21 protein-coding genes, 2 tRNA genes and 1 pseudogene are annotated in these 22,757 nt (G+C 59.7%); 8 read left to right on the top strand and 16 right to left on the bottom strand.

Features of this window, described 5'->3' with window-relative positions:
- Window positions 1–34 precede the first annotated feature (34 nt).
- Window positions 35–1,909: an MFS transporter gene (locus J3P77_RS16170; protein ID WP_434677599.1), complete on the top strand. Its 1,875-nt coding sequence runs from the start codon at window positions 35–37 to the stop codon at window positions 1,907–1,909.
- A 107-nt stretch (window positions 1,910–2,016) separates the two neighbouring features.
- Here J3P77_RS16170 and J3P77_RS16165 read toward each other — a convergent pair whose 3' ends face one another.
- Both J3P77_RS16165 and rdgC read right to left on the bottom strand, forming a co-directional pair.
- The gene (locus J3P77_RS16165; protein ID WP_434677598.1) at window positions 2,017–2,982 is read right to left on the bottom strand and encodes a bile acid:sodium symporter family protein; all 966 of its coding nucleotides are present in this window, start codon (window positions 2,980–2,982) and stop codon (window positions 2,017–2,019) included.
- A gap of 187 nt (window positions 2,983–3,169) precedes the next feature.
- Window positions 3,170–4,090 (bottom strand): recombination-associated protein RdgC, encoded by a 921-nt coding sequence (gene rdgC / locus J3P77_RS16160; protein ID WP_434677597.1) that lies wholly within the window; start codon window positions 4,088–4,090, stop codon window positions 3,170–3,172.
- A gap of 161 nt (window positions 4,091–4,251) precedes the next feature.
- Here rdgC and J3P77_RS16155 point away from each other — a divergent pair.
- The 6 genes from J3P77_RS16155 (at window position 4,252) to J3P77_RS16130 (ending at window position 7,313) form a co-directional block, all read left to right on the top strand.
- A tRNA-Val gene (locus J3P77_RS16155) sits at window positions 4,252–4,327 on the top strand.
- Between the two features lie 21 nt (window positions 4,328–4,348).
- Window positions 4,349–4,425, top strand: a tRNA-Asp gene (locus tag J3P77_RS16150).
- A 443-nt stretch (window positions 4,426–4,868) separates the two neighbouring features.
- Complete coding sequence (locus tag J3P77_RS16145; RefSeq protein ID WP_434677596.1) at window positions 4,869–5,633, top strand: FKBP-type peptidyl-prolyl cis-trans isomerase; 765 nt, start codon at window positions 4,869–4,871, stop codon at window positions 5,631–5,633.
- A gap of 392 nt (window positions 5,634–6,025) precedes the next feature.
- Window positions 6,026–6,478 carry a YkvA family protein gene (locus J3P77_RS16140; RefSeq protein WP_434677595.1) on the top strand — a complete coding sequence of 151 codons (453 nt, stop codon included), beginning with the start codon at window positions 6,026–6,028 and terminating at the stop codon, window positions 6,476–6,478.
- A gap of 128 nt (window positions 6,479–6,606) precedes the next feature.
- The gene (locus J3P77_RS16135; RefSeq protein WP_434677594.1) at window positions 6,607–6,945 is read left to right on the top strand and encodes a helix-turn-helix domain-containing protein; all 339 of its coding nucleotides are present in this window, start codon (window positions 6,607–6,609) and stop codon (window positions 6,943–6,945) included.
- Window positions 6,942–7,313 (top strand): hypothetical protein, encoded by a 372-nt coding sequence (locus tag J3P77_RS16130; protein WP_434677593.1) that lies wholly within the window; start codon window positions 6,942–6,944, stop codon window positions 7,311–7,313. The genes J3P77_RS16135 and J3P77_RS16130 overlap by 4 nt, the downstream gene beginning before the upstream one ends.
- Before the next feature lie 93 nt (window positions 7,314–7,406).
- On the opposite strand, the pseudogene J3P77_RS16125 reads toward J3P77_RS16130, so the two are convergent.
- The 8 genes and pseudogenes from J3P77_RS16125 to J3P77_RS16090 all read right to left on the bottom strand — a co-directional run.
- A pseudogene (locus J3P77_RS16125) lies at window positions 7,407–8,609 on the bottom strand (EAL domain-containing protein); the annotation flags it as partial.
- A gap of 115 nt (window positions 8,610–8,724) precedes the next feature.
- A complete protein-coding gene (locus J3P77_RS16120) occupies window positions 8,725–10,806 on the bottom strand; it encodes a carboxy terminal-processing peptidase (RefSeq protein ID WP_434677592.1) in 2,082 nt (693 codons plus the stop codon).
- A gap of 453 nt (window positions 10,807–11,259) precedes the next feature.
- Window positions 11,260–11,913 carry an HAD family hydrolase gene (locus J3P77_RS16115; RefSeq protein WP_434677591.1) on the bottom strand — a complete coding sequence of 218 codons (654 nt, stop codon included), beginning with the start codon at window positions 11,911–11,913 and terminating at the stop codon, window positions 11,260–11,262.
- A 61-nt stretch (window positions 11,914–11,974) separates the two neighbouring features.
- A complete protein-coding gene (locus J3P77_RS16110; protein WP_434677590.1) occupies window positions 11,975–12,964 on the bottom strand; it encodes an ABC transporter ATP-binding protein in 990 nt (329 codons plus the stop codon).
- Between the two features lies 1 nt (window position 12,965).
- Window positions 12,966–13,763, bottom strand: a complete 798-nt coding sequence (locus J3P77_RS16105) for an ABC transporter permease (RefSeq protein WP_434677589.1) — start codon at window positions 13,761–13,763, stop codon at window positions 12,966–12,968.
- Window positions 13,750–14,592, bottom strand: a complete 843-nt coding sequence (locus J3P77_RS16100; RefSeq protein ID WP_434677588.1) for an ABC transporter permease — start codon at window positions 14,590–14,592, stop codon at window positions 13,750–13,752. Before J3P77_RS16100 ends, J3P77_RS16105 begins: the two co-directional genes overlap by 14 nt.
- Window positions 14,589–15,395, bottom strand: coding sequence for an alkaline phosphatase family protein (locus tag J3P77_RS16095; RefSeq protein WP_434677587.1), 807 nt, complete (start codon window positions 15,393–15,395; stop codon window positions 14,589–14,591). Before J3P77_RS16095 ends, J3P77_RS16100 begins: the two co-directional genes overlap by 4 nt.
- Window positions 15,396–15,485: 90 nt before the next feature.
- Window positions 15,486–16,553, bottom strand: a complete 1,068-nt coding sequence (locus J3P77_RS16090; RefSeq protein WP_434677586.1) for an ABC transporter substrate-binding protein — start codon at window positions 16,551–16,553, stop codon at window positions 15,486–15,488.
- Window positions 16,554–16,903: 350 nt separating this feature from the next.
- Between J3P77_RS16090 and J3P77_RS16085 the strand changes: the two genes are divergently transcribed.
- On the top strand, window positions 16,904–17,620 hold the full coding sequence (locus J3P77_RS16085; RefSeq protein WP_434677585.1) for a UTRA domain-containing protein: 717 nt from the start codon (window positions 16,904–16,906) through the stop codon (window positions 17,618–17,620).
- 63 nt (window positions 17,621–17,683) lie between these two features.
- On the opposite strand, the gene J3P77_RS16080 is transcribed toward J3P77_RS16085, so the two are convergent.
- From J3P77_RS16080 to minC, 6 genes are all read right to left on the bottom strand, one after another.
- Window positions 17,684–18,025 carry a hypothetical protein gene (locus J3P77_RS16080; protein ID WP_434677584.1) on the bottom strand — a complete coding sequence of 114 codons (342 nt, stop codon included), beginning with the start codon at window positions 18,023–18,025 and terminating at the stop codon, window positions 17,684–17,686.
- A 234-nt stretch (window positions 18,026–18,259) separates the two neighbouring features.
- Window positions 18,260–19,549, bottom strand: coding sequence for a M18 family aminopeptidase (locus J3P77_RS16075; protein ID WP_434677583.1), 1,290 nt, complete (start codon window positions 19,547–19,549; stop codon window positions 18,260–18,262).
- Window positions 19,550–19,955: 406 nt separating this feature from the next.
- Window positions 19,956–20,591 carry an RluA family pseudouridine synthase gene (locus tag J3P77_RS16070; RefSeq protein ID WP_434677582.1) on the bottom strand — a complete coding sequence of 212 codons (636 nt, stop codon included), beginning with the start codon at window positions 20,589–20,591 and terminating at the stop codon, window positions 19,956–19,958.
- A 90-nt stretch (window positions 20,592–20,681) separates the two neighbouring features.
- Window positions 20,682–20,936, bottom strand: coding sequence for a cell division topological specificity factor MinE (gene minE, locus J3P77_RS16065; RefSeq protein WP_004879390.1), 255 nt, complete (start codon window positions 20,934–20,936; stop codon window positions 20,682–20,684).
- Window positions 20,936–21,748: a septum site-determining protein MinD gene (gene minD, locus J3P77_RS16060; protein ID WP_434677581.1), complete on the bottom strand. Its 813-nt coding sequence runs from the start codon at window positions 21,746–21,748 to the stop codon at window positions 20,936–20,938. The genes minE and minD overlap by 1 nt, the downstream gene beginning before the upstream one ends.
- Window positions 21,749–21,977: 229 nt before the next feature.
- Window positions 21,978–22,724 carry a septum site-determining protein MinC gene (minC, locus tag J3P77_RS16055; protein ID WP_434677580.1) on the bottom strand — a complete coding sequence of 249 codons (747 nt, stop codon included), beginning with the start codon at window positions 22,722–22,724 and terminating at the stop codon, window positions 21,978–21,980.
- Window positions 22,725–22,757: the final 33 nt, after the last annotated feature.

The raw sequence follows: 22,757 nt of genomic DNA, 5'->3' as shown, positions 1-22,757 counted from the left end.
AATGTGCCTCGCCAGCCATTCAGGACCATGGACGATGAGTCAACAATCCCAGTTTCGCCTGCTCGGGAAGCGTCGCTTTCTGCCGTTTTTCATTACCCAGTCACTGGGGGCGTTCAACGATAACGTCTTCAAGCAATCGCTGATTCTGGCCATCCTCTACAAGCTGGCTATCGAGGGTGACCGGTCTATTTACGTCAACCTCTGTGCCTTGCTGTTTATCCTGCCGTTTTTCCTGTTTTCCGCGCTGGCCGGACAGTTCGGCGAAAAATACCCGAAAGACTCGCTGATCCGGCTGATCAAGCTCGGTGAAATCGCAATCATGGTGGTCGGCGCGGCGGGCTTCCTGTTCAATCACCTGTGGCTGATGCTGGTGGCGCTGTTTGCCATGGGCACGCACTCCGCGCTGTTCGGGCCAGTGAAATATTCGATTCTGCCGCAGCACTTGCGTGAAAACGAACTGGTGGGCGGCAACGCGCTGGTAGAGATGGGCACCTTTCTAGCGATCCTTGCCGGCACCATTGGCGCAGGCGTGATGATGTCCTCGACCTACTACGCCTATGTCGTCTCAGGCGCTATCGTCCTGATCGCTTCGCTTGGCTTCGTCGCCAGCTTCGGCATCCCGCGCGCCGCAGCCGCTTCGCCGGAACTGAAGATCAACTGGAACATTTTCAGCGAGTCCTGGGCAACCATGCGTCTGGGGCTTGGACAGACACCCGCGGTATCGCGCTCTATTGTCGGCAATTCGTGGTTCTGGTTCGTCGGTGCGATCTACCTGACGCAGATCCCGGCGTACGCTCAACTGTGGATGTACGGCGACGAAACCGTCGTCACCCTGATTCTGACCGTGTTCTCCATCGGCATCGCGCTGGGTTCGCTGCTCTGCGAGCGGCTGTCCGGGCACAAGGTCGAGATTGGCCTGGTGCCGTTCGGCTCCATGGGGATTACATTGTTCGGCCTGCTGCTCTGGTGGCACTCGGGTGGTTTTCCGCAAAATGTCCAGGCCAACGACTGGTTGGCGGTGCTGTCCTTCAGCGAGGGCTGGTGGGTGCTGCTCGACATCCTCGGCATCGGCATTTTCGGCGGTTTTTACATCGTGCCGCTATACGCGCTCATCCAGTCACGCACGGCGGAAAAGGAGCGGTCGCGGGTCATTGCCGCCAACAACATCCTCAATGCGCTGTTCATGGTCGTCTCGGCGCTGGTGTCGATTCTGCTGTTGAGCTTCGCGGAACTGTCGATACCGGAGCTGTTCCTGGTTGTGTCGCTGATGAACGTTGCCGTCAACGTCTACATCTTCAAGATCGTGCCAGAGTTCACCATGCGGTTCCTGATCTGGCTGCTTAGCCATTCGATGTATCGCGTCGAGCACCGTAATCTCGACCGGATTCCCGAAGAAGGCGCGGCGCTGCTGGTCTGCAACCACGTGTCGTTCGTCGATGCGCTGTTGATCGCCGGAGCGGTGCGGCGGCCGATCCGTTTCGTCATGTACTACAAGATCTACCGCTTGCCGGTACTCAACTTCATCTTCCGCACTGCAGGGACCATCCCCATCGCCGGGCGAAATGAAGATCAGGCTATCTACGACCGGTCATTCGAGCGTATCGCCCGATACCTGGCCGATGGCGAGCTGGTGTGCATCTTCCCGGAAGGCAAGCTCACTCTGGACGGCGAGATCAGTGGTTTCAAGAGCGGTATGAAACGCATCATCGAGGAGACCCCGGTGCCGGTGATTCCAATGGCACTGCAAGGCTTGTGGGGCAGCTTCTTCAGCCGCGATCCGGACAAGGGCCTGTTTCGCAGGTTCTGGTCAAGAGTGGTGCTGGTCGCCGGCCCTGCCATTGCAGCAGAAAACGCGGCGCCAGTGGATGTGCGTGAGCAGGTGAAGTTGTTGCGAGGAACCGGGCGCTAGCAACGTAGGAGCGCGCTTGCCCGCGACGCTGACGACGCGCTTTTGAGGCTTGCGCGCCATCGTTCGTTACGGGCAAGGCGGGTTGCCGCCCCGGTCGTTAATGCGCCTCAGTCAGGCGTTGTTCCTCGCAAACTGGCGGCAGCACCGTCTTCCGGCATCTTCCTGAAGTACGTTGACAGCAGCGCTCCGGAGATGTTGTGCCATACGCTGAACAGCGCGCTTGGCACGGCGGCCAGCGGCGAGAAGTGGGCGCTGGCCAGGGCGGCGCCGAGGCCGGAGTTCTGCATGCCTACTTCCAGGGCCATGGTCTTGCGCTGGGGCAGCGGCAGCTTGAAGACCTTGCCGGTGACAAAGCCCAGCAGGTAACCAAAACTGTTGTGCAGAATGACGACGGCCATGATCAGCAGGCCCGACTCGGCAATTTTCGCCTGGCTTACTGCAACCACGGCACAGACGATCATCACGATGCTCACGACCGAAACCAGTGGCAGCAGGTCCATTGCATAGCCGACCCGGCTGCCCAGCACGCGTTGAGCGAGAACACCCAGAACGACGGGCAACAGCACCATCTGGATGATCGACCAGAACATGTCCGGGAATGACACCGGCAACCAGGCGGAAGCCAGCAGCCAGATCAAGGCCGGGGTCAGCAGCGGGGCGAGCAGCGTTGTGATCCCTGAAATGGCCAGGGCTAGTGCCAGATCACCTTTAGCCAGCCACACCATGACATTGGACGATGTACCGCTGGGGCAACAGCCAACCAGGATCACTCCGACAGCAATCTCCGGCGGCAGGTTGAATGCCTGGCTCAGCGCCCACGCAGTGCCCGGCATGATGACAAACTGCGCGATCACACCGAGTGCAACCCGCCGGGGATGACGAGCTACCTCTGAAAAATCTTCGAGCTTGAGAGTCAGGCCCATGCCGAACATCACCAGCCCAAGCAGCGGCACGATCCAGCTTTTCAGGCCGATGAAAGCCTGGGGGAAAAGGAACGCCAGCACGGCGAACAGCAGAACCCAGTAGGCGAAGGTGTTACCGACAAAACGACTCAGGGCCGCCAGTGCACGCATGGTTTATTCCTTTCTTGTGTTTATCGATAAAGCAGAGCGGCCATCCATAGATGGCTTCATGGCGAGCGTGTAGGAGCTAGCTTGCTGGCGATCCGGCGCGTAGCGGCGGTGCTTGTCTTTTGCTGGCGCTGCGCGCCAGAGCGTTGGATTGCCGCCGACAGCGCGCTCCTACAGATGAGCTAATGAATCAGATGCCCTGCGGGATCTCCTCTCCGCCCAGGGCTTCGAACAGCTCCGGCAGGAACTCGCCGAAGGTCAGCATCATCAGCGTGAAGCTCGCGTCCAGCTGGCCGAGGGCTTCATCTCCGCCGTCCTGCTCCGCCTGATCCTGCAGCAGCTCTTCGAACTTCAAGCGCTTGACCACCAGCTTGTCGTCCAGCACGAAGGACAATTTGTCCTGCCAGGCGAGCGACAGTTGCGCCACCACCTTGCCGGTGCTCAGGTGCAGCTGGATTTCATCGCTGGTCAGGTCCTGGCGCTTGCAACGCACAATGCCGCCATCTTCATGGGTGTCGCGCAGTTCGCATTCGTCCAGGACGAAGAAATTGTCGGCAGCTTTCTGCGAAGTGACCCATTCGGTCATGACCGCAGTCGGTGCGGTCTTGACGTTCAGCGGCCGTACCGGCAGCGAGCCGATCACTTCACGCAGTGTGGACAGCAGGTCTTCGGCACGTTTTGCGCTGGCCGAGTTGACCAGGATCAGGCCCTGTTTCGGCGCGATGGCAGCAAAAGTCTGCGAGCGGCGGATAAAGGCGCGCGGCAGGAATGCCTGGATGATTTCGTCCTTGATCTGATCGCGTTCCTTCTTATAGACCTTGCGCATTTGCTCGGCCTCGATCTCTTCGACCTTCTCCTTGACCGCATCACGTACCACGCTGCCGGGCAGAATACGCTCTTCCTTGCGGGCCGCGATCAGCAGGAAATCGCCGCTCACATGCACCAGTGGTGCGTCCTCGCCCTTGCCGAACGGGGCGACGAAACCGTAAGTGGTCAACTCCTGGCTGGCACAAGCGCGCGCCGGTTTGGTCGCCAGTGCCGTTTCCAGAGCCTCGGCGTCAAACGGCAGGTCCTGGGTCAGGCGATACACAAGCAGGTTTTTGAACCACATGAGGTGAATCTCTCTATACATGCAAAGGGGCGCATTATTCGCTGCTCGGACGCTGCGGCCAACCCTGCGCTAAGCCTTTGGAAGGATTATAAAAATTATTTGAAAAAGTTCTTGCCAGACTACAGGTCGCTCCGTAGAATGCGCGCCACACCGAGAGTGAAGGGTGATTAGCTCAGCTGGGAGAGCAGCTGCCTTACAAGCAGCGGGTCGGCGGTTCGATCCCGTCATCACCCACCAAACTCACTTCAAGTGTTACGCGCAGCGGTAGTTCAGTCGGTTAGAATACCGGCCTGTCACGCCGGGGGTCGCGGGTTCGAGTCCCGTCCGCTGCGCCATATTCCACATCAAGGCCCTTGAACTCCTTGGTGTAAACAAAAAAGCGACCCTAGGGTCGCTTTTTTGCTTTCTGCCTTATGTGTCCACTATTTCAAACACTCATCCTGCGCTCCGGCATCTTGCCTGCTTCCCCGCGTCACTCAGCGCTATCGAATCGATGGTGAACAACCCACGGCTGTTGTCAGAAAAGTCCTGCGATGGACGGGCAGGGTGCGTGGCTCGATGTCAGAGTCTGGCGCTATCTACCGCAACCTTGTGCACTACGTCTCGGGTCGCAAGCTGAACTGCGACTGAACGATCGTTGCAGCGCCGGGAAAACCGTTGGGATACCTGAACTTATCGATGTTTTGTGCCTCTCATGCCGGTAGCCATTGATCGCGGCAGCCTGATAAGCTCGCGGCTTTACTCGTTTGCCCTTTTGGCGCATGAACAAGGAATTAGCATGAAACAGCATCGGTTGGCAGCGGCGATTGCCTTGGTCGGTCTGGTACTCGCAGGTTGCGACAAGCAAGCCAGCACGGTCGAGCTGAAGAGCCCCGCCCAGAAAGCCTCCTACGGCATCGGCCTGAACATGGGCAAGAGCCTGGCACAGGAAGGCATGGACGATCTCGATTCCAAGGCTGTAGCCCTGGGCATCGAAGACGCCGTCGGCAAGAAAGAGCAGAAGCTCAAGGATGAAGAGCTGGTCGAAGCGTTCGCCGCGCTGCAGAAGCGTGCCGAAGAGCGCATGGCCAAGCAGAGCGAAGAGTCGGCCGCGGCCGGCAAGAAATTCCTCGAAGAGAACGGCAAGAAAGAGGGCGTGGTCACCACGGCTTCCGGTCTGCAGTACCAGATCATCAAGAAGGCCGACGGTGCTCAGCCTAAGCCGACTGACGTAGTGACCGTTCACTACGAAGGCAAACTGACTGATGGCAAGGTGTTCGACAGCTCGGTAGAGCGCGGCAGCCCGATCGATCTGCCGGTCGGTGGTGTAATCCCGGGTTGGGTCGAAGGCCTGCAACTGATGCACGTAGGCGAGAAGATCAAACTCTTCATCCCGAGCGATCTGGCCTATGGCGCACAGAGCCCTAGCCCGATGATCCCGGCCAACTCGGTGCTGATTTTCGATCTGGAACTGCTGGGCATCAAGGATCCGGCGGCCGCTCCTGCTCCGGAAGCCGAAGCTGAAGCTGAAGAGCCTGCTGCAGCGGCCAAAGCCAAGAAGTAACCGGCCTGGTAGCAATAATGAAACGCCCTGTCCCGACAGGGCGTTTTTGTATCCGGGACTCACGCCGAACGCTTGGCCTCTTCCAGAGTCCATTCATAGGACGCGGACAGTGCGATGACGCCACTGAACCTGGTCGATTGTCAGACAGCCAGACAAGGCTTGGGAGTTAGCGTCGAAACCTCGCTAAGTCAACGATTTTACGGCGTTTTTATATGAGTAAAAAACGCCCGATTTAACGTCGAGGCCCGGAAAACGGGCGGTTCAGGGCCAAAAAAGCTCGCTGTTCACAAGGTTATCCACAATAAATGTGGATAACCTTCAAGTGAGCCGGAACGTGCCCGCAAGACCACGGTGTGTTGTCCAGAGGCTACCTTTATTGAACGGGAGTGAACATGAAAGCACCTTGGAATCTGATTCGTTATCTGCCTGGGGCCCGGCGCGTGCTCGCCGCGGGGCGACTTCCTGCACTATTGTTCGCGGTAGCTCGCAAGGGCAGCGCTGAAAGCAGTCGCCTGGGCCGGATCAAGGAAGACCTGCGCCTGCTACAGGCATTGTGTCTGGCCTACTGGCGAGGCGAGTACCGGGACATCAGCCCCAAGTCGATCCTGTCGATCGTCGCCGGCCTGATGTACTTTCTCAGTCCGCTTGACGCCATACCGGACTGGATCCCCGGTCTGGGCATGTTCGACGACATCGCAGTACTGGCCTGGATCATGAAACACCTGACAGATGAGCTCGATGCGTTCCGCGCCTGGCGCGAACGGCAGCCGCCGGAAAAGCTTGTGGTGGTCGAGCGGCTGCCCGAGAACCCGGCCCTGCTGGAGCAGGAAAAAGGTCAACACTAATACCCGTGTGGCGATAAACGTGGGCTTGTCGAGTCGTTGCAGGCCCGCGACACCCAATCCGCTGTTAATATGCCACCATCTGGAGTAAGCCTATCTGGAACTAGCTAGCGGGCCAGCAGAGGAAGTGTATGGATCTTCAAGTGATCTCTCGTGACGGGGAGCCGGAATATGCGGTACTGCCGTGGGCTCAATACCAGGCATTGCTACTGGCCGCAGGCCTTGGCGGCTCGCCCGCGACCCCGGACGCGGCGGCTGTGAATGCGAGCGAGGTGCACCGGCCCGGTTTCGAAGAGCTGGGGGCGTTGCGTGTCGCCAAGGGCCTTGAAGTCGCGAAACTCGCCCGCGCTGTCGGCATTAGCCCGTCTTACCTGGAGCTTATCGAAAACGGCACTCGCGAGCCGGATGCGGCGATCAAGCGCAGTCTTGCATGGGAGCTGGGCGTGCCCGGTTGGCGGGGTGAGGCATGAGCGTGCGCATCAGCCGGCAGCATTGGGACGGGCTGCTGAACGAACTTGATCACGCGCGTCGCCAACGTCATCTGGTGACCTATCGGGCGTTGCTTGAACGCTTGCAGTTGCCGTCACCGGCCATGCAGACCCTGACCGCCGCGCTGGAATACCTGGCAGCCATCGATGCGCGTGCCGATCAGCCGTTGCGCAGTTCGCTGGTCATCAGCCAGGGCGCCAGCCGCCTGCCGCGGACCGGTTTTTTCGAATGCGTTGAACGGCTGGGGCGTTTCTCCGGACCTTCCGACGGCATAGCGGCTGCGTCCTGGCATGCCTCGGAAGTGGTGAGGGTGTTCGAATACAACTATCCGGAAACGTCTGAGCAGTAGAACGCCGGGCCGGATTTCAGACGCTCGGGGTATTTAGGTGAGCGCCGGCGCTGGTGCGCGCGGTTTAGGTCGCTTGGCCAGATCATTCTGGTCAGCCGTCCGGAATTTCAGTTCGGTGATCAGTTTCAGCACATCAATAACCCGACCCAGGCCCAGATAGGCACCGTGCCGGGTGATGATGAAGTCTTCTTCGATACGAGCGCCTGCACGGCTTGTGAGCAGGCGGCTGACCTGCTCCAGAGGCTGGCCATGCTCCACCGTCAGGAAGTTATCGCTCATCCATACGCTGATGGGCTCGCGGGCAAAGAGCTCGGTGCCGAACGGCTTGAGCAGCACTTCGGACAACGCATGCCGATGCACGATTCCACACGGGCGGTCGTGGGCGTCGACCACCGCGAGCGAATTGAGGTTGACCTGCCTGCGGAAGGTTTCCAGGACCTGCGCGGCTGGCGTCGACCAATAAACCGCAGGCTCTGACTTGAGCAGAGCTGCCAGGTCCGCCTGTGGATCATTCGATGCGCTGTTCGCGCTGCCGGCCTTCGGCAAGATCGCGCGTGTATCGCGAGGTGGATGTTCCTGCGGGCGTGCGAGCAGATAACCTTGAACCAGATCCACGCCCATTTCAGTGAGCGTTGCCAGCTCTTCCGGCAGCTCGATGCCCTCGGCTATCACGGTCGCTCGGGAGGCCTTGGCCATCTGCAGCATGGAGCCCACAAATTCACGCTTCACGGCGTCCCGATGAATACCGTCGATGAAGTGACGATCGATCTTTACGTAATCCGGACGCAGTTCCGACCATAGCCGCAGACTGGAATACCCAGCGCCGAGATCGTCCAGCGCGATTGAAAAGCCCATATCGCGGTAATGATGCAACGCGTTGTGCAACGCCTCCATGTCGTCGGTGGGTGTCTGCTCGGTCAGTTCGATCACTACGTTTCTGGGCGCGATGCGATGGCGACGAAGCATCTCCAGCGTACGTCCGGGCGGGTGCGCAGCTTCCAAAAGCGATTCGGGAGACACGTTGAGAAACAGCTTGCCTGGCAGCTTCTGCTCGCTGAAACGACGGCACGCGCTTTCGCGGCAGGCCAGTTCCAGTTCACTCAGGCGCCCGGCCTGGCGTGCGACTGCAAACAGGTTGAGCGGGGAGTGCAGGACGCTGTTTGACGGCCCGCGCGTCAGCGCCTCATAGCCCAGGATGCGCTGTTGGGAGATCGACACGATGGGCTGGAACAAGCTGTGCAGGTCACTGCGCACCAGAATTGCACTCAACGTGCTCAACTGCTCGGTCAAAGTCATGACGATCTCGTGGCTGAAAAAAAGGGCTGGACGCCTTGGCGTACAGCCCCTCATTTCACGACAGATTCATGACCGCTTGATGACGATTGCCATCAATAGGCCATTGCCTGGCTTGTTACTTTTTTGCGACAGAAGCGCTCAGACCCAGATAATCGATCAGGATTCGTCCGGTTTCCGCCAGGTAAGCATCGTCCTCCGGCTTGGTCTTCTCGTCCTCGACCGGCAGAGCATCCTCGTCTTCCTTCTTGAGCTCTTTGAGCGGCTCTTCACCCTTGGCCTTGCGGCGGGTGTTCTCAAGAGCCAACTGCTTGCCCTCGATGGACGCATGCTCGGCGCGACGGTCCGCTTCATTGAGGCTGACGGTCTTCTCATTCATCAGCTGCTTGGCCAGCGCCAGCCGGTTCTCGATGAAAACGAACTCGGCGTTCTTGGCTGTGCGTGCATCGTGACGCGTCTGCAACTGCGCGAGGAACGGTTTGAACGGATCGACGGCAGGACGAATCGCCGGGCGAATGCTGTCCCACGGCATGGCCTCGGGCAGCGCGCTCTCGCCGATTTCCTTGGTGTCGATCAGCGACGGGTAAGTGATGTCAGGCACCACGCCCTGATGCTGGGTGCTCTGGCCGGAAACCCGGTAGAACTTGGCCAGCGTCAGTTTCAGCTCACCGTGATTGAGCGGCTGAATGGTCTGTACCGTGCCCTTGCCGAAGGTCTGGCCACCGATGACCAGCGCCCGATGGTAGTCCTGCATCGCACCGGCGAAAATTTCCGAAGCCGAGGCGGAAAGACGGTTGACCAGCAGTGCCATCGGTCCTTTGTAGAACGCACCCTTGGCTTCGTCTTCAAGCACGTCGACTTTGCCGTCCGCATTGCGGACCAGCACGGTCGGGCCCTTGTCGATGAACAGGCTGGTCAGTTCGGTCGCTTCCTGTAGTGAGCCACCACCGTTGTTGCGCAGATCCAGCACCACACCGTCGACCTTCTCGGCCTGAAGCTCGGTCAGCAGTTTCTTCACGTCACGCGTGGTGCTCTTGTACTCCGGATCACCGGCCCGATAAGCCTTGAAATCCAGGTAGAAAGCCGGAATGTCGATCACGCCCAGCTTGTAATCGCGCCCGTCCTGATTGATGTGCAGGATTGACTTCTTCGCGGCCTGTTCTTCGAGCTTGACCGCTTCGCGAGTGATCGCAACCACTTTGCTGGTCTGATCGTTAGGTGCATTGCTGGCCGGGATGATTTCCAGACGGACCACCGAGCCCTTGGGACCGCGAATCAGCTTGACCACTTCATCCAGACGCCAGCCGATGACATCGACCATTTCCTTGTCGCCCTGAGCGACGCCGACGATCTTGTCGGCGGGGGCGACCTGCTTGGTCTTGGCGGCAGGGCCTGCAGGGACCAGACGGACAATCTTCACGTTGTCGTTGTCGCTCTGCAACACAGCGCCAATGCCTTCCAGCGACAGGCTCATGTTGATGTCGAAGTTTTCCGCGCTATCTGGAGACAGATAGTTGGTGTGCGGGTCGTAGGACATGGCGAAGGTGTTGATGTAAGCCTGGAAGATATCTTCCGCGCGGGTCTGGTTCAGACGCGCCAGTTGATTCTTGTAGCGCTTGGTCAGCGTTTCCTGAATCTTGGCCGGGTCTTTGCCAGCGATCTTCAGGCGCAGGACTTCGTCCTTCACGCGCTTGCGCCACAGGTCATCGAGCTCGGCGGCGTTCTTCGGCCAGGCGGCGTCCTTGCGGTCCACCAGCAAGGTTTCTTTGGCGGTGAAGTCGAGTTTGTCGACGCCTTTGTTCAGCTCGGCGAGAGCGAAATCCAGACGCGACTTGATGCGGTCCAGATAACGCTTGTAAATGGTGAAGCCAGGGTTCAGGTCGCCGCTCTTGAGGAAGTCGTCGAACTGAGTCTGCCACTTGTCGAACTCGGCTATGTCGCTGGCCAGGAAGTAACTGCGCGCCGGGTCCAGCAGCTTGAGGTAGCTCTGGTAGATAATGGCGGAGCGCTTGTCGTCCAGCGGCGGCTTGCTGTAGTGGTGACGCTTCAGCAGCTCGACGACATTGAGACTGGCGACTACTTCATCGCGGTCCGGCTGAAGGTTATCCCAGCTGTTGGCGGCAAAAGCGCTGCCGGACATCGGCAGTACGCCGAGGCCGAGGAATAGTGCAAGGGCGGTGCTTGGGATCAGGTGCTTCATGCTGGTTCGACGCGGTGACAATTGATAACGCATATTAGGCCGTCTTTGAAGTCGCCGGTTCCGTCGGTCCCGGCCGCATAATGCAAAAGCCCGGGCAAAAAGCCTCGGGCTCAGTCTTGACTCACTATGGCGGCACCTTGCAGGCATTGCAAGGCGTGGAACGCGATGTGCAAGACCTGAAAGCGTCAGGTCTGATGCACGATGCAGATCGGGTTCAGTTTCCAGATAGCGGCGACGCGACGCTACCGGTAATCCGACGCGGTAATCCGACGCGGCGAGCCGAGATGTGGCGCCTTCCTTGGCATCGCCGCCAGTTGACGTTGATTCAGCCGGCATTCAGCTTGGCAAGGCCTGTGATCCGGTCCAGCGGAGCTCCAGTGTCGAACGGGCGAGTCGGGGTGGCACTGTCAGAAATGACAGCGTTCCGATCGTGGACAGGCAAGGCCGAAAGCCTCAGCGCCAGCTGTGCACCGGCCACCCGGCCTGACGCGCATGCTCCAGCAGGACGGGATCGGGGTTGACCACGTGCGGATGGTCGACCTTGAGCAGCAAAGCCAGGTCGTTGCGGGAGTCCGAGTAGAAGCTTGCTCCTTCGAGGTTTTCCCCTTCGGCGTCCAGCCATTCCATCAGGCGCGTGACCTTGCCTTCGCGATAGGTGAGCACGCCTCGGGTCGCGCCGGTGTACACGCCATGCTGCACGTCCAGTTCGATCGCCAGCACTTCGTCAACGCCGACTCGCTCGGCGATAGGCTTGACCAGATGCACGCCCGAGGCCGAGATCACCAGAATGCGATCGCCACGGGCGCGGTGTTCGGCAATGGCTTTGCACGCGTCGCTGTAGAGAATCGGCTCGATGACATCCTCCACCCACGGGCCCACCAGGTGATCGATTTCTTCGGGGGTACGGCCGGCCATGGGCTCCAGGCTGAAGGCCATGTAGTCTTCCATCGCCAGCTCGCCGGCGCTGTAAGCGGCCATCAACTCGTCATTGCGCCGCATGAATGACTCGGCGTCGACCCAGCCGAGCCGCACCATCTGCTCGCTCCACAGGCTGGCACAGTCGCCGCCGATCAGGGTTTCATCCAGGTCGAAGATTGCTAGCGCCATTACATGAATCCTTGTTTCGTCTGTTCGATGTCAGCGGGCCCTGGCCCGCAGCTCGTAATGTTCAGGCCACGGCACAGAGTGCCGAAGGCTCGATGTTCAGTGTTACCCGCCGCCCGGCAGGGTGCAGATCATCGGCCGAACGGTTGAGCACGTCGACCACCAGTTCGACACCACGCGCCTGCACCCGGTAGCGGATCACGTTGCCCAGCAAGCTATGGCCGAGCACTTCACCTTCGAGTGAGCCGGTCAGGCTCAACTGAATGGCTTCGGGGCGGATCGCAATACGGCTGGCGATCTGACGCTGCATCAAGCGCGAAGCAGCGTCCGCTTCGAGCAGGTTGTAATTGCCAATGAAGCCCGCCGCGAAAATGTCCACCGGCGCTGTATACAAGGTCTCAGCGTCGCCGCTCTGCACAATCCGACCCTGGTTCATCAGGAAAATGCGATCCGACATGGTCAGCGCTTCTTCCTGGTCGTGGGTCACGAAGATGGTGGTCAGGTTCAGCTCGCGCTGGATCGCCCGGATCTGTTCGCGCAGATGCTTGCGAATCCGCGCGTCCAGCGCCGACAGCGGCTCGTCGAGCAGCAACAGTCGCGGGCGGGTCACCAGCGAACGCGCCAGCGCTACACGCTGGCACTGGCCGCCGGACATCTGGTGCGGATAGCGTCCGGCGAACTCCTGCAGCTCCACCAGCCGCAGAATCTCTGCAACCCGGCCACGGCTTTCCTCGGTGCTGACCTTTTGCATGCGCAGGCCGAAAGCGACGTTCTGCTCCACGGTCATGTTGGGAAACAGGGCATAGCTCTGGAACACCATGCCAATGCTGCGTTTCTGCGGCGTCAGCGGCACCAGATCCTGGCCGTCGAGCAGAATGCGTCCGCTGTTGACCGGGGTCAGCCCGGCGATACAGCGCAGCAGCGTGGATTTACCGCAGCCGGAGGGGCCGAGCAGCGTGACGAACTCGCCCTTGTCGATGCGGCAATTGATGTCGCTGAACACGGCGGTGCTGGCGTAACTTTTGTGCAGGTTCTCGATACTGATGAAGCTCATCTCAGCCCTTGTCCTTGTTGAGTCGATTGGCGGCCCAGGTCAGCACCAGCACGAAGAAGAAGTAGGAGACCACCAGCGCACTGTTGAAGTGACCGCTGCTGTTGCGCATGTTGTTCAGGTACACCTGCAGGGTTTCGTAGCGGGTGCCGACCAGCAGGTTGGCAAACACGAACTCACCGAACAGGAACGAGAACGACAGCAGCAGCGCCACCATCAGGCCCTTTCGCAGGTTCGGCAGTACCACCAGGAACGCCGCCTGCCAGGTGTTGGCGCCCAGCAGGTGAGCGGCGTCCATCAGGTCGGTGAGGTTGATCGCCTGCAGGTTGTTGGTGATGGCGCGGTACATGAAGGGCAGGGCGACGGTGAAGTAGCAGCCGATCAGAATCCACGGCGTGCCGACCATCGCCATCGGCCCCGAGCCGTACAGCTGCAACAACCCCACCGAAGACACCACCGGTGGCACGGCGAATGGCAGCAGGATCAGAATGTTCATCAGGCCGTCCAGCCTCGGAAAGTGGTAATGCACCACGAACAGCAACGGCAGGATCAGCACCACGGACAGCAGCAGCGCCCCGACGCACACCAGCAGCGACTGGCCGAATGCGGTCAGAAAACGCGGGTCGCTCCACAGAGCCACATACCATTTGAAAGTCAGGCCGCTGGGCAGGATGGACGCCGACCAACTGGTCGAGATCGAATAGAGAAGGGTGCCGAGCAATGGCAGCAGCAGGATCAGGAACACGGCGTAGACCACCAGTCGATGGTAAAGACCCGCGGGCCCTCGTTCAGCGCGCGACATGGTAGCTCCTTCGCAACAGCCATTGATGGATCACAGTGACCAGGGTCATGAGCCCGACCAGAATCATCGCCAGGGCGCTGGCCATGTTCGGATCCAGCGTGATGTCACCGGCGACCAGTGCTGCGATGCGGATCGGCAGGACGTTGAAGTTGCCGGTGGTCAGCGCGTAGACGGTGGCGTAAGCCCCGAGTGCGTTGGCGAGCAGGATCACGAAGGTGCCAAGCAGGGCGGGCATCAGCACCGGCAGACCGATGTGTCGCCAGAAATCGAAGCTGCTGGCGCCCAGCAGCGACGCCGACTCGCGCCAGTCTTCGCGCACTGCGTCGAACGCGGGGTACAACAGCAAAATGCCCAGCGGAATCTGGAAGTAGGTATAGAGAATGATCAGCCCGGTCTTGGAGTACAGATTGAAGTCGTCGATGATTCCGGACTGCTTGAGAATCAGGGTCACCGCGCCGTTGAAACCGAGCAGGATGATGAAAGCGAAGGCCAGCGGCACGCCCGAGAAGTTGCTGGTCATGTTGGCGAACGAGTTGACGAAATCGCGAAGCCGCGAGTCCACCTGACGCAACGAATAGGCACCCATGATCGCGATCAGGATGCCGAACAGGCTGGACCAGAAGCTGATCTCCAGGCTGAACTGCATGGCCTGGCGATAGAAGCGCGAGTTGAACGCCTTGCTGAAGTTCTCCCAGCCCCAGCCGTTGTCGGTCTGCAGACTATGGATGGCGACCCAGGCCAGCGGGGCAATCTGAAACACGATAAAAAACAGCGCGAACGGCACCAGGCACAACAAACCCAGCCATTTACCACGGCTCAGGCCTTTCACTTGAGCATCTCCCGGCATACCGGTTTGTCATGGGCGACGCCCAAAAGCTCGCAGACGGTGCCGCACAGATCCGTCTGTTTCGGCTGTGCGTGGGGCGCGAGGCTGAAGGCGTCACCGAGCACGAACAGCGGCACCTGGCGCTCTTCAGGCAGCAGACCGTTGTGTGACCGGTCATTGTTCATGCCGTGGTCGGCGGTCACCAGTACCTGATAACCGGCATCGAGCCAGCGCTGCAGGTAGTCGGCCAGAATGATGTCGACCGCGCGGGCGCTGTTTCGGTATTGCGGACTGTCGAGGCCGTGCTTGTGCCCGGCGTCGTCGATATTCATGGGGTGGATCAGCAGAAAGTTTGGCGCGTGCCTGAGTCGCAGGCTTTCCGCGTCGGCGAACAGATGCGAATCGGGGTAATGATCGGCCCAGTAGAACAGGCCGTGCTGGATCGGCAATTCGGGCGCATCGGTGTGGCGGTCGCGCGCCGCGTCGAAGGGCGTGCGGTTATACAGTTCGCTGACCCAGTGATAGGCCGCGGCCGCCGTGCCGAGCCCGGCACTGCGCGCGTAATGGAAGATGCTCCGCTGGCTGGAAAGCCGCGAGACGTTGTTGTGAACGATACCGCTGGCGATGGGTGGAACGCCGGTCATGATGCATTCGTACAACGGCCGTGACAGCGCCGGCAGCTCGCATTCCAGCCGGTATAGCGCGGCGTTGCCCGCCTGGTGATAGGCCTGAAGATGCCCCATCGCGTGCCGGGCCACCTCGTAGTTCAGGCCGTCGAGCACAATCAGGATGACGTTGTGGTTCATGAGCGACTCGCTTGAGCGGCAGGGAAACCTGGATAGGGTCACGAACGCAGTGGAGCAGGATGCGGCTCGTCCGTGAGCCGCAACGACGAATCAGTTCATCTCAATGATGACCTGCTCGTTCCACTTCTGAGGCAGGGCCTTGGACGTTCTTTCCCAAGCCTCCGGGCTCTTGATCGGCGTGACGTTCTTGTATTGCTCGTTGGGCAGCAGCTTGCTCTTCACGTCGTCCGGAAGCGTGATGTTCTCGGCACGGATCGGGCGCGCGTTACCCTTGGCCAGGTTGATCTGGCCGGCGTCACTGAAGATGTATTCACGCGTGAGCTTGGCGGCATTGGGGTGTTTGGCGTATTTGTTGATGATGGTGGTGTAGCCGGAGATCACCGAGCCGTCCGACGGGATCAGCACGACGTAATCGTCGGGTTTGGTCATCTTGGCCCGGTAGCTCAGACCATTGAAGTCCCAGACCACGCCGACTTCGACCTCGCCTTTTTCGATGGTCTGGATGGTCGGGTTCGCCAGCGACAGGCGCTTTTGCTGCGCCAGTTCGGTGAACAGCTGAAGACCGGGCTCGATGTTGCTCTCGTCACCCTTCATGGCCAGTGCCGCGGCCAGGACGCCGTTGGCTGCCTGGGCGGCGGTGCCAACGTCGCCGATGGAAACCTTGTACTTGCCGGTCTTGAGGTCGGCCCAGCTTTTCGGAATCTCGGAGCCGTGCAGCAGGTTCTTGTTGACGATAAAAGCGATTGTCCCGGTGTACGCCAGGGCCCAGTGACCGTCAGTGTCCTTGGCCCAGGTCGGGATCTGTTCCCAGGTGCTTGGCTTGTAGGGTTGAGTCACGCCCTTGGCGACAGCGATGGGACCGAACGCTGCGCCCACGTCACCGATGTCGGCACTGGCGTTGTCTTTCTCGGCGTCGAACTTGGCGACCTCCTGGGCAGAGCTCATGTCGGTGTCAGTGTGCTTGAGACCGTACTTGGCTTGCAGGTCGGTCCAGGTGCCTTTCCAGTTCGCCCAGTCATCCGGCATGCCGACACTGTTGACGGTGCCTTCGGTCCTGGCTGCGGCTTCCAGCGTTTTCAGGTCATTGTCCGCAGCCATGGCCGCCGTGCTCATGGCAATGGCGGAACCGAGGAGTGAAGCCAACAAAAGATGTTTCATTCAGAGCTCCTTGTACTTCGATCAACGCGTGGTCGTCGCGGATGGATTGGTCTAGGTCAGCAATACCTGAGCCAAGTTAGGCGTGTTCAATGACACTTTAATGTCCGGAGCCGTTTGCGCCGTTAGGCAGCACGGGTTGCAGGACAACCGTTGCTCAAGCGTAGACCATCGCTAAATATCTGATCTCCAAGGTGTTGATCGCCGCAGTGAACTGGTCTGGCACGAAATATGGACGCTTTTGTCATGCAACAGTCATCTGTGCTGCCTAGGCTTGTGCAGCATGTGAAACGGTGCGTCTCAAACTGTGTGTGCACCGAAACGGCTCTGGTCTAGTCCAGATAGGTAACCCGATGCGCGAAGAAGTGCCACGTGCGGTGACGGTGATCTGCACGGCGTTGCAGGAACAGATCGAGCACGGCCTGCTGCCGCCGGGAAGCAAGCTGCCGGCCGAACGCAAACTCAGCGAAGTATTTGCCACCACGCGGATTACTTTGCGCGAGGCGCTGGTTCAGCTTGAGGCGCAGGGTCTGATCTACCGTGAAGAACGGCGTGGCTGGTTCATCTCTCCGCCGCGTCTGGCCTATGACCTGATGCGCCGCAGCCACTTTCACGCCATGGTTCAGGCCCAGGGCCGCGTGGCCGAAACCCTGATGATCTCGGCACGACTGCAACCGGCTTCCGCGAAAATCTGCGAAAGACTTCAGCTACCGGCGCTGTCCAGTGTGATACAGATTTGCCGGGCACGGCGTATCGATGGGCGGCTGGTGTTGTACGTCGAACACTACCTGAACCCTACGTTCTTTCCGGCGATTCTCGATTTTGATCTCAATCAGTCGCTGACTGAGCTGTACGCCAGCCACTATGGCCTGCGCTACGGTCAGGTGCATTTCGAGATGCTTCCCACGGCGCTGCATGTCGAGGCCTGCGCGGCGCTCAAGGTATCGGTGGGTAGCCCGGGCTTGTGCATTTCGCGAGTCAACTACGATCAGCAAGGCCGTTTGATCGACTGTGATCTGGAATACTGGCGACACGATGCGATTCGCGTAAGTGCGACGGCCGGCATATAAAGAGTAAGTTACGTGCCGCCCGGTTCAACTAACCGGACAGCACGTCATTACTGTTTGCCGTGGTCAGGGCACAATATCTACGACCACGCTTTCAGAATCCACGAGGCGGTTCACGCGATACCAGACTTTCAATTTCTGCCACTTGTCATGAACGTCCATGTAGGAAATGGCGTAGGTCTTGGGTTCAATGGAATCCGTGACGACATGAATGGCGGGGAAGCCCATTTCCGGGTTCGCCGGTGTCCCTTCCCACGGGACCGACACTTGATCGCCCACCTTCATACCCGGGTAAACCGGGATCTGAACGAGCACGCCGCCTCTGATCCTGGAAATGCTCAACGTGCCGTCGGCATTGAGTTGAGGCAACGAGGGCGCGGGTAGTAGTAGTTGACTGATTGTCCGCATGATTGATTTCCTTATTCAATTATTCATCCGTTCAACATCGGGTCTTATTGGTTTGAATGGCAGGTTGACTAGTTGCTTACTTGCCATTGAACCGCTGAGCTTTGATGTTGAAATCGAGCGAACACGATGTCGGAAGGCGTGTCAACAATGCAGGTGCGGAAAGTTTATTTTTACTCAGGCTCTTTCAACAAGCGCCGTGGGAGCCACGACGCTTTCAGCCTGGATCAGCGGCGGTCAGGGCAGCTCACGGCTCGCGTAAAATGCGCCGAGCACTTTCACCAGATGCGCCAGGTCGTGGCTGCCGGCCAGTTCCCGGATCGAATGCATGGCGAAGGTCGGCAGGCCGATGTCCACGGTGCGGATGCCCAGCTGGCTGGCAGTGATCGGGCCGATGGTCGAGCCGCAGGCCATGTCGCTACGCACGACGAAGCTCTGCACCGGCACTTCCTCGGCCATGCACAGGTGACGGAAGAAGCCGCCGGTTTCGCTGTTGGTGGCATAGCGCTGGTTGTTGTTGACCTTGATGACCGGCCCGGCGTTGAGCTTGGGCCCATGGTTGGCGTCATGCTTGTCGGCGTAGTTGGGGTGCACTCCATGAGCGTTGTCGGCTGAGATCAGCAGCGACTTCTGGATGGTGCGCACGTAGTCTTCGCCGACCGGCAGCAGGCGCTGGACGATCTGCTCCAGCATCGGGCCATCCGCGCCGCATATAGACGACGAGCCGACTTCTTCATGGTCGGTGCACACCAGCAGTGCGGTTTCGTCGGTGTCGGCAGTGAGCAGGGCGTGAAGCCCGGCGTAGCACGACAGCAGGTTATCGAGCCTGGCCCCGGCGATGAAGTCGCGGTTCAGGCCCACTACCGCTGCGCTCTGCGTGTCGTAGAAGCTCAGCTCGTAATCGAGCACCACGTCGGCGTTCAGACCGTGTTCGCGCGCCAGCTGATCGGTCAGCAGGGCGCGGAAGTCAGCCCGCTCGTCGCCGGCTACCTGGGCCAGGATCGGCGGTAATTCGTTCTGCGGGTTGATCGGCCAGCCTTCGTTGGCGGCGCGATTGAGGTGAATTGCCAGGTTGGGAATGACTGCGATAGGCAGCCTGAAATCGATCAGCTGGCTTTCGACCTTGCCATCGCGGCGGAAGGTGACGCGTCCCGCCAGTGACAGGTCGCGATCAAACCAGGGCGCGAGCAGCGCGCCGCCGTAGACTTCGACACCCAGTTGCCAGAAACCCTGACGCTGCAGCTCAGGCTGCGGCTTGACTCGCAGGCATGGACTGTCGGTGTGGGCACCGACCATGCGTATCCCGCCGTTCAACGGTGACTGACGTCCCATCCTGAACGCGACGATCGAGGAATCGTTGCGGGTGACGTAATAACGCCCGCCGGTCTCGATGGACCAGGTGTCGCGCTCATCGAGACGCTGAAAGCCGCCGGCCTCCAGGTGCTTGACCAGCGTTGCAGTGGCGTGGAAAGGGGTTGGAGAAGCCTTGAGAAAATCGATCAGGCCCTGGTTCAGCTCTTCGCGCATACATAACTCCCGACAGCAATGGCGCAAGTCTACCGTATTGGCAGGATTAAGAGATGAGTGGCAGCAAACCGACAGGAGCGGGCGCCCACGTCAGCTTGCTGGCGACGGAGGCCACTCAGTCAGAAAACAGGGTCAGGCAGAGTGCAGTCGCGAGCAAGCTCCCTCCCACAGCTCAGATCAGCACACCTCGAAAATGGGAGCCAGCTTGCTGGCAAGTAGGCAGTACTGACACAGGATATGTGTCGGCCTGACCATCCTCGCGACCAAGGTCGCTCCTACAATGGATCAGCACGCCTCGAAAAAACGTGGGAGCCAGCTTGCTGGCGAGAGGGCGGTACTGACCTGGTACATTCGTTGTACAGACCATTCTCGCGCCCAAGGTCGGGTCCCACAGTTTATGGACGGCTCAAAACGGCGCAGGGCACTCGAACTTCAGCCGCTCGCCGCTCACCGGGTGGGTGAAGCTCAGCATGCTGGCGTGCAGGCACAAGCGTGGATACGCCGCCAGTGCCTCGGCGTGTGCGTACAGTCCGTCGCCCAGCAGCGGGTGGCCGATGGAGAGCATGTGAACGCGTAACTGGTGAGACCGCCCGGTGATCGGTGTCAGTTCCACCCGGCAATGAGTTTCGTAACGCTCCAGTACCTTCCAGAACGTCAGCGCATGCTTGCCCTCCGCGTGGTCCACGACGTGGCGCGGTTTGGTCGGTGGGTCGTAGCGCAACGGCAGGTCAATGCTGCCGCTGTCCAGGGTCGGTTGTCCCCAGCACAATGCGGTGTAGGCTTTTTCGGTTTCGCGGTCATGAAACTGCCGTGACAGTTCGCGATGAGTATCAGGATCGCGAGCCAGCAGGATGATGCCGGAGGTTTCCCAGTCCAGTCGATGGACAATGCGGGCCTCGGGGTAGCCGTTTTCCTGCAGGCGGGTAATCAGGCAATCCTTGTTGTCCTCGGCGCGGCCGGGAACGGAAAGCAGCAGGGTGGGCTTATCAATCACCAGAACGGCAGCGTCCTGATAAATGATCTGGATGTTGGACAACGGCATGCAACGGCCTCGAAACGCTGGAAACGACAACGGCGGTAAGGGCGCCGCTACTGTGTAGTGACGCCGATACCGCCGTGAGCAACTGCCGGATCAGCGATCTGGCAGGGTGATATTGAGCTCCAGAATCGAACAGCTGCCCTGGTTTTCCAGAGCGACCTGTACCTGGTCAGACTCGATATTGACGTACTTGCGGATCACTTCGACCAGTTCTTTCTGCAAGGCAGGCAGATAGTCCGGAGTGCTGCGCTGACCGCGTTCGTGCGCCACGATGATCTGTAGACGCTCTTTCGCGACCGAAGCCGTGCTTTCTTTTTTGCGGTCACGAAAGAAGTCAAAAATGTTCATTAATTACCCCCGAACAGGCGTTCAAAGAATCCTTTCTTCTGCACATCCAGAAACCGATGTTCCCGGTCTTTACCCAGCAGGCGGTCAACGGCATCACTGTAGGCCTGGCCGGCGTCACTCTGCTCGTCCAGAATCACCGGAACGCCCTGGTTGGAGGCCTTGAGGACCGCCTGGGACTCGGGAATCACGCCAAGCAGGGTCACCGCGAGGATTTCCTTGACGTCTTCGACGCCCAGCATCTCGCCCTTGCTGACGCGCTCTGGATTGTAACGAGTCAACAGCAGGTGTTCCTTGATCGGATCTTCGCCGTTTTCGGCGCGACGCGATTTGCTGGCCAACAGGCCCAGCATGCGGTCGGAGTCACGAACCGACGAAACTTCGGGGTTGGTCACCACGATGGCTTCGTCAGCGAAGTACATGGCCAGGTGAGCGCCGGTTTCAATACCCGCCGGCGAATCGCAGACGATGTATTCGAACGATTGCTTGAGCTCCATGAGGACTTTTTCAACGCCCTCCTTGGTCAGCGCTTCCTTGTCGCGGGTCTGGCTGGCGGCCAGCACGTACAGGCCCTCGATCTTCTTGTCTTTGATCAGCGCCTGCTGCAGGTTGGCTTCGCCGTTGACGACGTTGACGAAGTCATACACCACGCGACGCTCGCAACCCATGATCAGGTCCAGGTTACGCAGACCGACGTCGAAGTCGACGATGACTGTCTTGTGGCCGCGCAATGCGAGGCCGGTACCGATGGCGGCGCTGGTGGTGGTTTTACCCACACCACCCTTGCCGGATGTAACCACGAGAATCTTGGCCAAGGTGAATCACCCCTAGAGGAAAAGGACAGTTAGTCCCTGAAGAGCATCCTTGACGCGGCGTTAATCGAAGAGTGAGGAAATCAGACCGCTGACCGGAATACAAAGCGCTTTTACGCTTACACGTTCGGTTGATGCATCGGGAGAGAAACACTGTTCCTCAGATTTCCTACAACATTTACAACGGTTTCGCGACGAATCAGAGATGCTTTGAAAATTTCGCCAGTATCCGTTAAAGCCGGATGATGTTCAACACATCGCCTGACAGGCTGACTTGTACCGGCGAGCCCCATAGCGGGTCCCTGCGCAGGTCCTCCGACACCTTGTATTGCCCGGCGATGGAAATAAGTTCAGCGCTTAATTGCTGGCAGAAAATCCGGGCCTTGCTGTCGCCCTTGATACCTGCGAGCGCTCTGCCGCGCATCGGGCCGTACACATGGATGTTGCCATCGGCCAGAAGTTCCGCGCCGGGACTGACCGGTGCTATCACGACCAGATCGCCACCCTGGGCATAAATCTGTTGGCCTCCACGAACCGGCGCGGTAATGACGCGGGTCGGTTTGATGACCGGCTCAGGCGGCTTTTCCGGCACCGGCACCGGCTTGGGCGCCGCGGCCTCGACAGGCTCCAGCGGCCGTTCGCGGGCGCCCGATGGCGGCAGCACCGGCAGATCGACGGCGATGGCGGCGGCGATGTCTTCGATACGATTGGCGCGGATCGCCAGAGTACGCAGACCATGCTGGCGGCACACGCGCACCAGGCTTGGCAGATCCACGGACCCTTCGCTGGGGGCGAGTTTGTCCAGGGCAAGAATCAAGGGCGCATTGCTGAAGAAGTTGGGGGCCTGCGCCACCTTCGCCGCCAGTTGCCGGTCGAGCGCTTCGAGGTCGGTTCGGGTCAGCTCCATCACCGTGATGGCAAGCATGCTGCCCTTGAGCTGAAATACGGGCTCCGGATTTTGCGATTCGTTCTGGCTCATGTCGGCATACACAACAGCTTGTCGCTAAAAGTG

It is taken from the genome of Pseudomonas sp. R1-18 (assembly GCF_051132095.1).
Lineage (GTDB): Bacteria > Pseudomonadota > Gammaproteobacteria > Pseudomonadales > Pseudomonadaceae > Aquipseudomonas.
The sequence above is the reverse complement of the archived record's forward strand: the minus strand, read 5'-3'. Positions and strand labels throughout refer to the sequence as shown.

Bases quoted from the DNA above. Each gene is read 5' to 3' on its own strand.
- J3P77_RS16105 (WP_434677589.1), bottom strand. From the start codon at position 13,763: ATGTCGCGCGCTGAACGAGGGCCCGCGGGTCTTTACCATCGACTGGTG.
- minE (WP_004879390.1), bottom strand. From the start codon at position 20,936: ATGAACATTTTTGACTTCTTTCGTGACCGCAAAAAAGAAAGCACGGCT.
- J3P77_RS16075 (WP_434677583.1), bottom strand. From the start codon at position 19,549: ATGCGCGAAGAGCTGAACCAGGGCCTGATCGATTTTCTCAAGGCTTCT.
- J3P77_RS16140 (WP_434677595.1), top strand. From the start codon at position 6,026: ATGAAAGCACCTTGGAATCTGATTCGTTATCTGCCTGGGGCCCGGCGC.
- J3P77_RS16110 (WP_434677590.1), bottom strand. From the start codon at position 12,964: ATGAGCTTCATCAGTATCGAGAACCTGCACAAAAGTTACGCCAGCACC.
- J3P77_RS16145 (WP_434677596.1), top strand. From the start codon at position 4,869: ATGAAACAGCATCGGTTGGCAGCGGCGATTGCCTTGGTCGGTCTGGTA.
- J3P77_RS16165 (WP_434677598.1), bottom strand. From the start codon at position 2,982: ATGCGTGCACTGGCGGCCCTGAGTCGTTTTGTCGGTAACACCTTCGCC.
- J3P77_RS16170 (WP_434677599.1), top strand. From the start codon at position 35: ATGAGTCAACAATCCCAGTTTCGCCTGCTCGGGAAGCGTCGCTTTCTG.
- J3P77_RS16080 (WP_434677584.1), bottom strand. From the start codon at position 18,025: ATGCGGACAATCAGTCAACTACTACTACCCGCGCCCTCGTTGCCTCAA.
- J3P77_RS16120 (WP_434677592.1), bottom strand. From the start codon at position 10,806: ATGAAGCACCTGATCCCAAGCACCGCCCTTGCACTATTCCTCGGCCTC.
- J3P77_RS16090 (WP_434677586.1), bottom strand. From the start codon at position 16,553: ATGAAACATCTTTTGTTGGCTTCACTCCTCGGTTCCGCCATTGCCATG.
- J3P77_RS16135 (WP_434677594.1), top strand. From the start codon at position 6,607: ATGGATCTTCAAGTGATCTCTCGTGACGGGGAGCCGGAATATGCGGTA.
- J3P77_RS16130 (WP_434677593.1), top strand. From the start codon at position 6,942: ATGAGCGTGCGCATCAGCCGGCAGCATTGGGACGGGCTGCTGAACGAA.
- rdgC (WP_434677597.1), bottom strand. From the start codon at position 4,090: ATGTGGTTCAAAAACCTGCTTGTGTATCGCCTGACCCAGGACCTGCCG.
- J3P77_RS16095 (WP_434677587.1), bottom strand. From the start codon at position 15,395: ATGAACCACAACGTCATCCTGATTGTGCTCGACGGCCTGAACTACGAG.
- minC (WP_434677580.1), bottom strand. From the start codon at position 22,724: ATGAGCCAGAACGAATCGCAAAATCCGGAGCCCGTATTTCAGCTCAAG.
- J3P77_RS16070 (WP_434677582.1), bottom strand. From the start codon at position 20,591: ATGCCGTTGTCCAACATCCAGATCATTTATCAGGACGCTGCCGTTCTG.
- J3P77_RS16115 (WP_434677591.1), bottom strand. From the start codon at position 11,913: ATGGCGCTAGCAATCTTCGACCTGGATGAAACCCTGATCGGCGGCGAC.
- J3P77_RS16085 (WP_434677585.1), top strand. From the start codon at position 16,904: ATGCGCGAAGAAGTGCCACGTGCGGTGACGGTGATCTGCACGGCGTTG.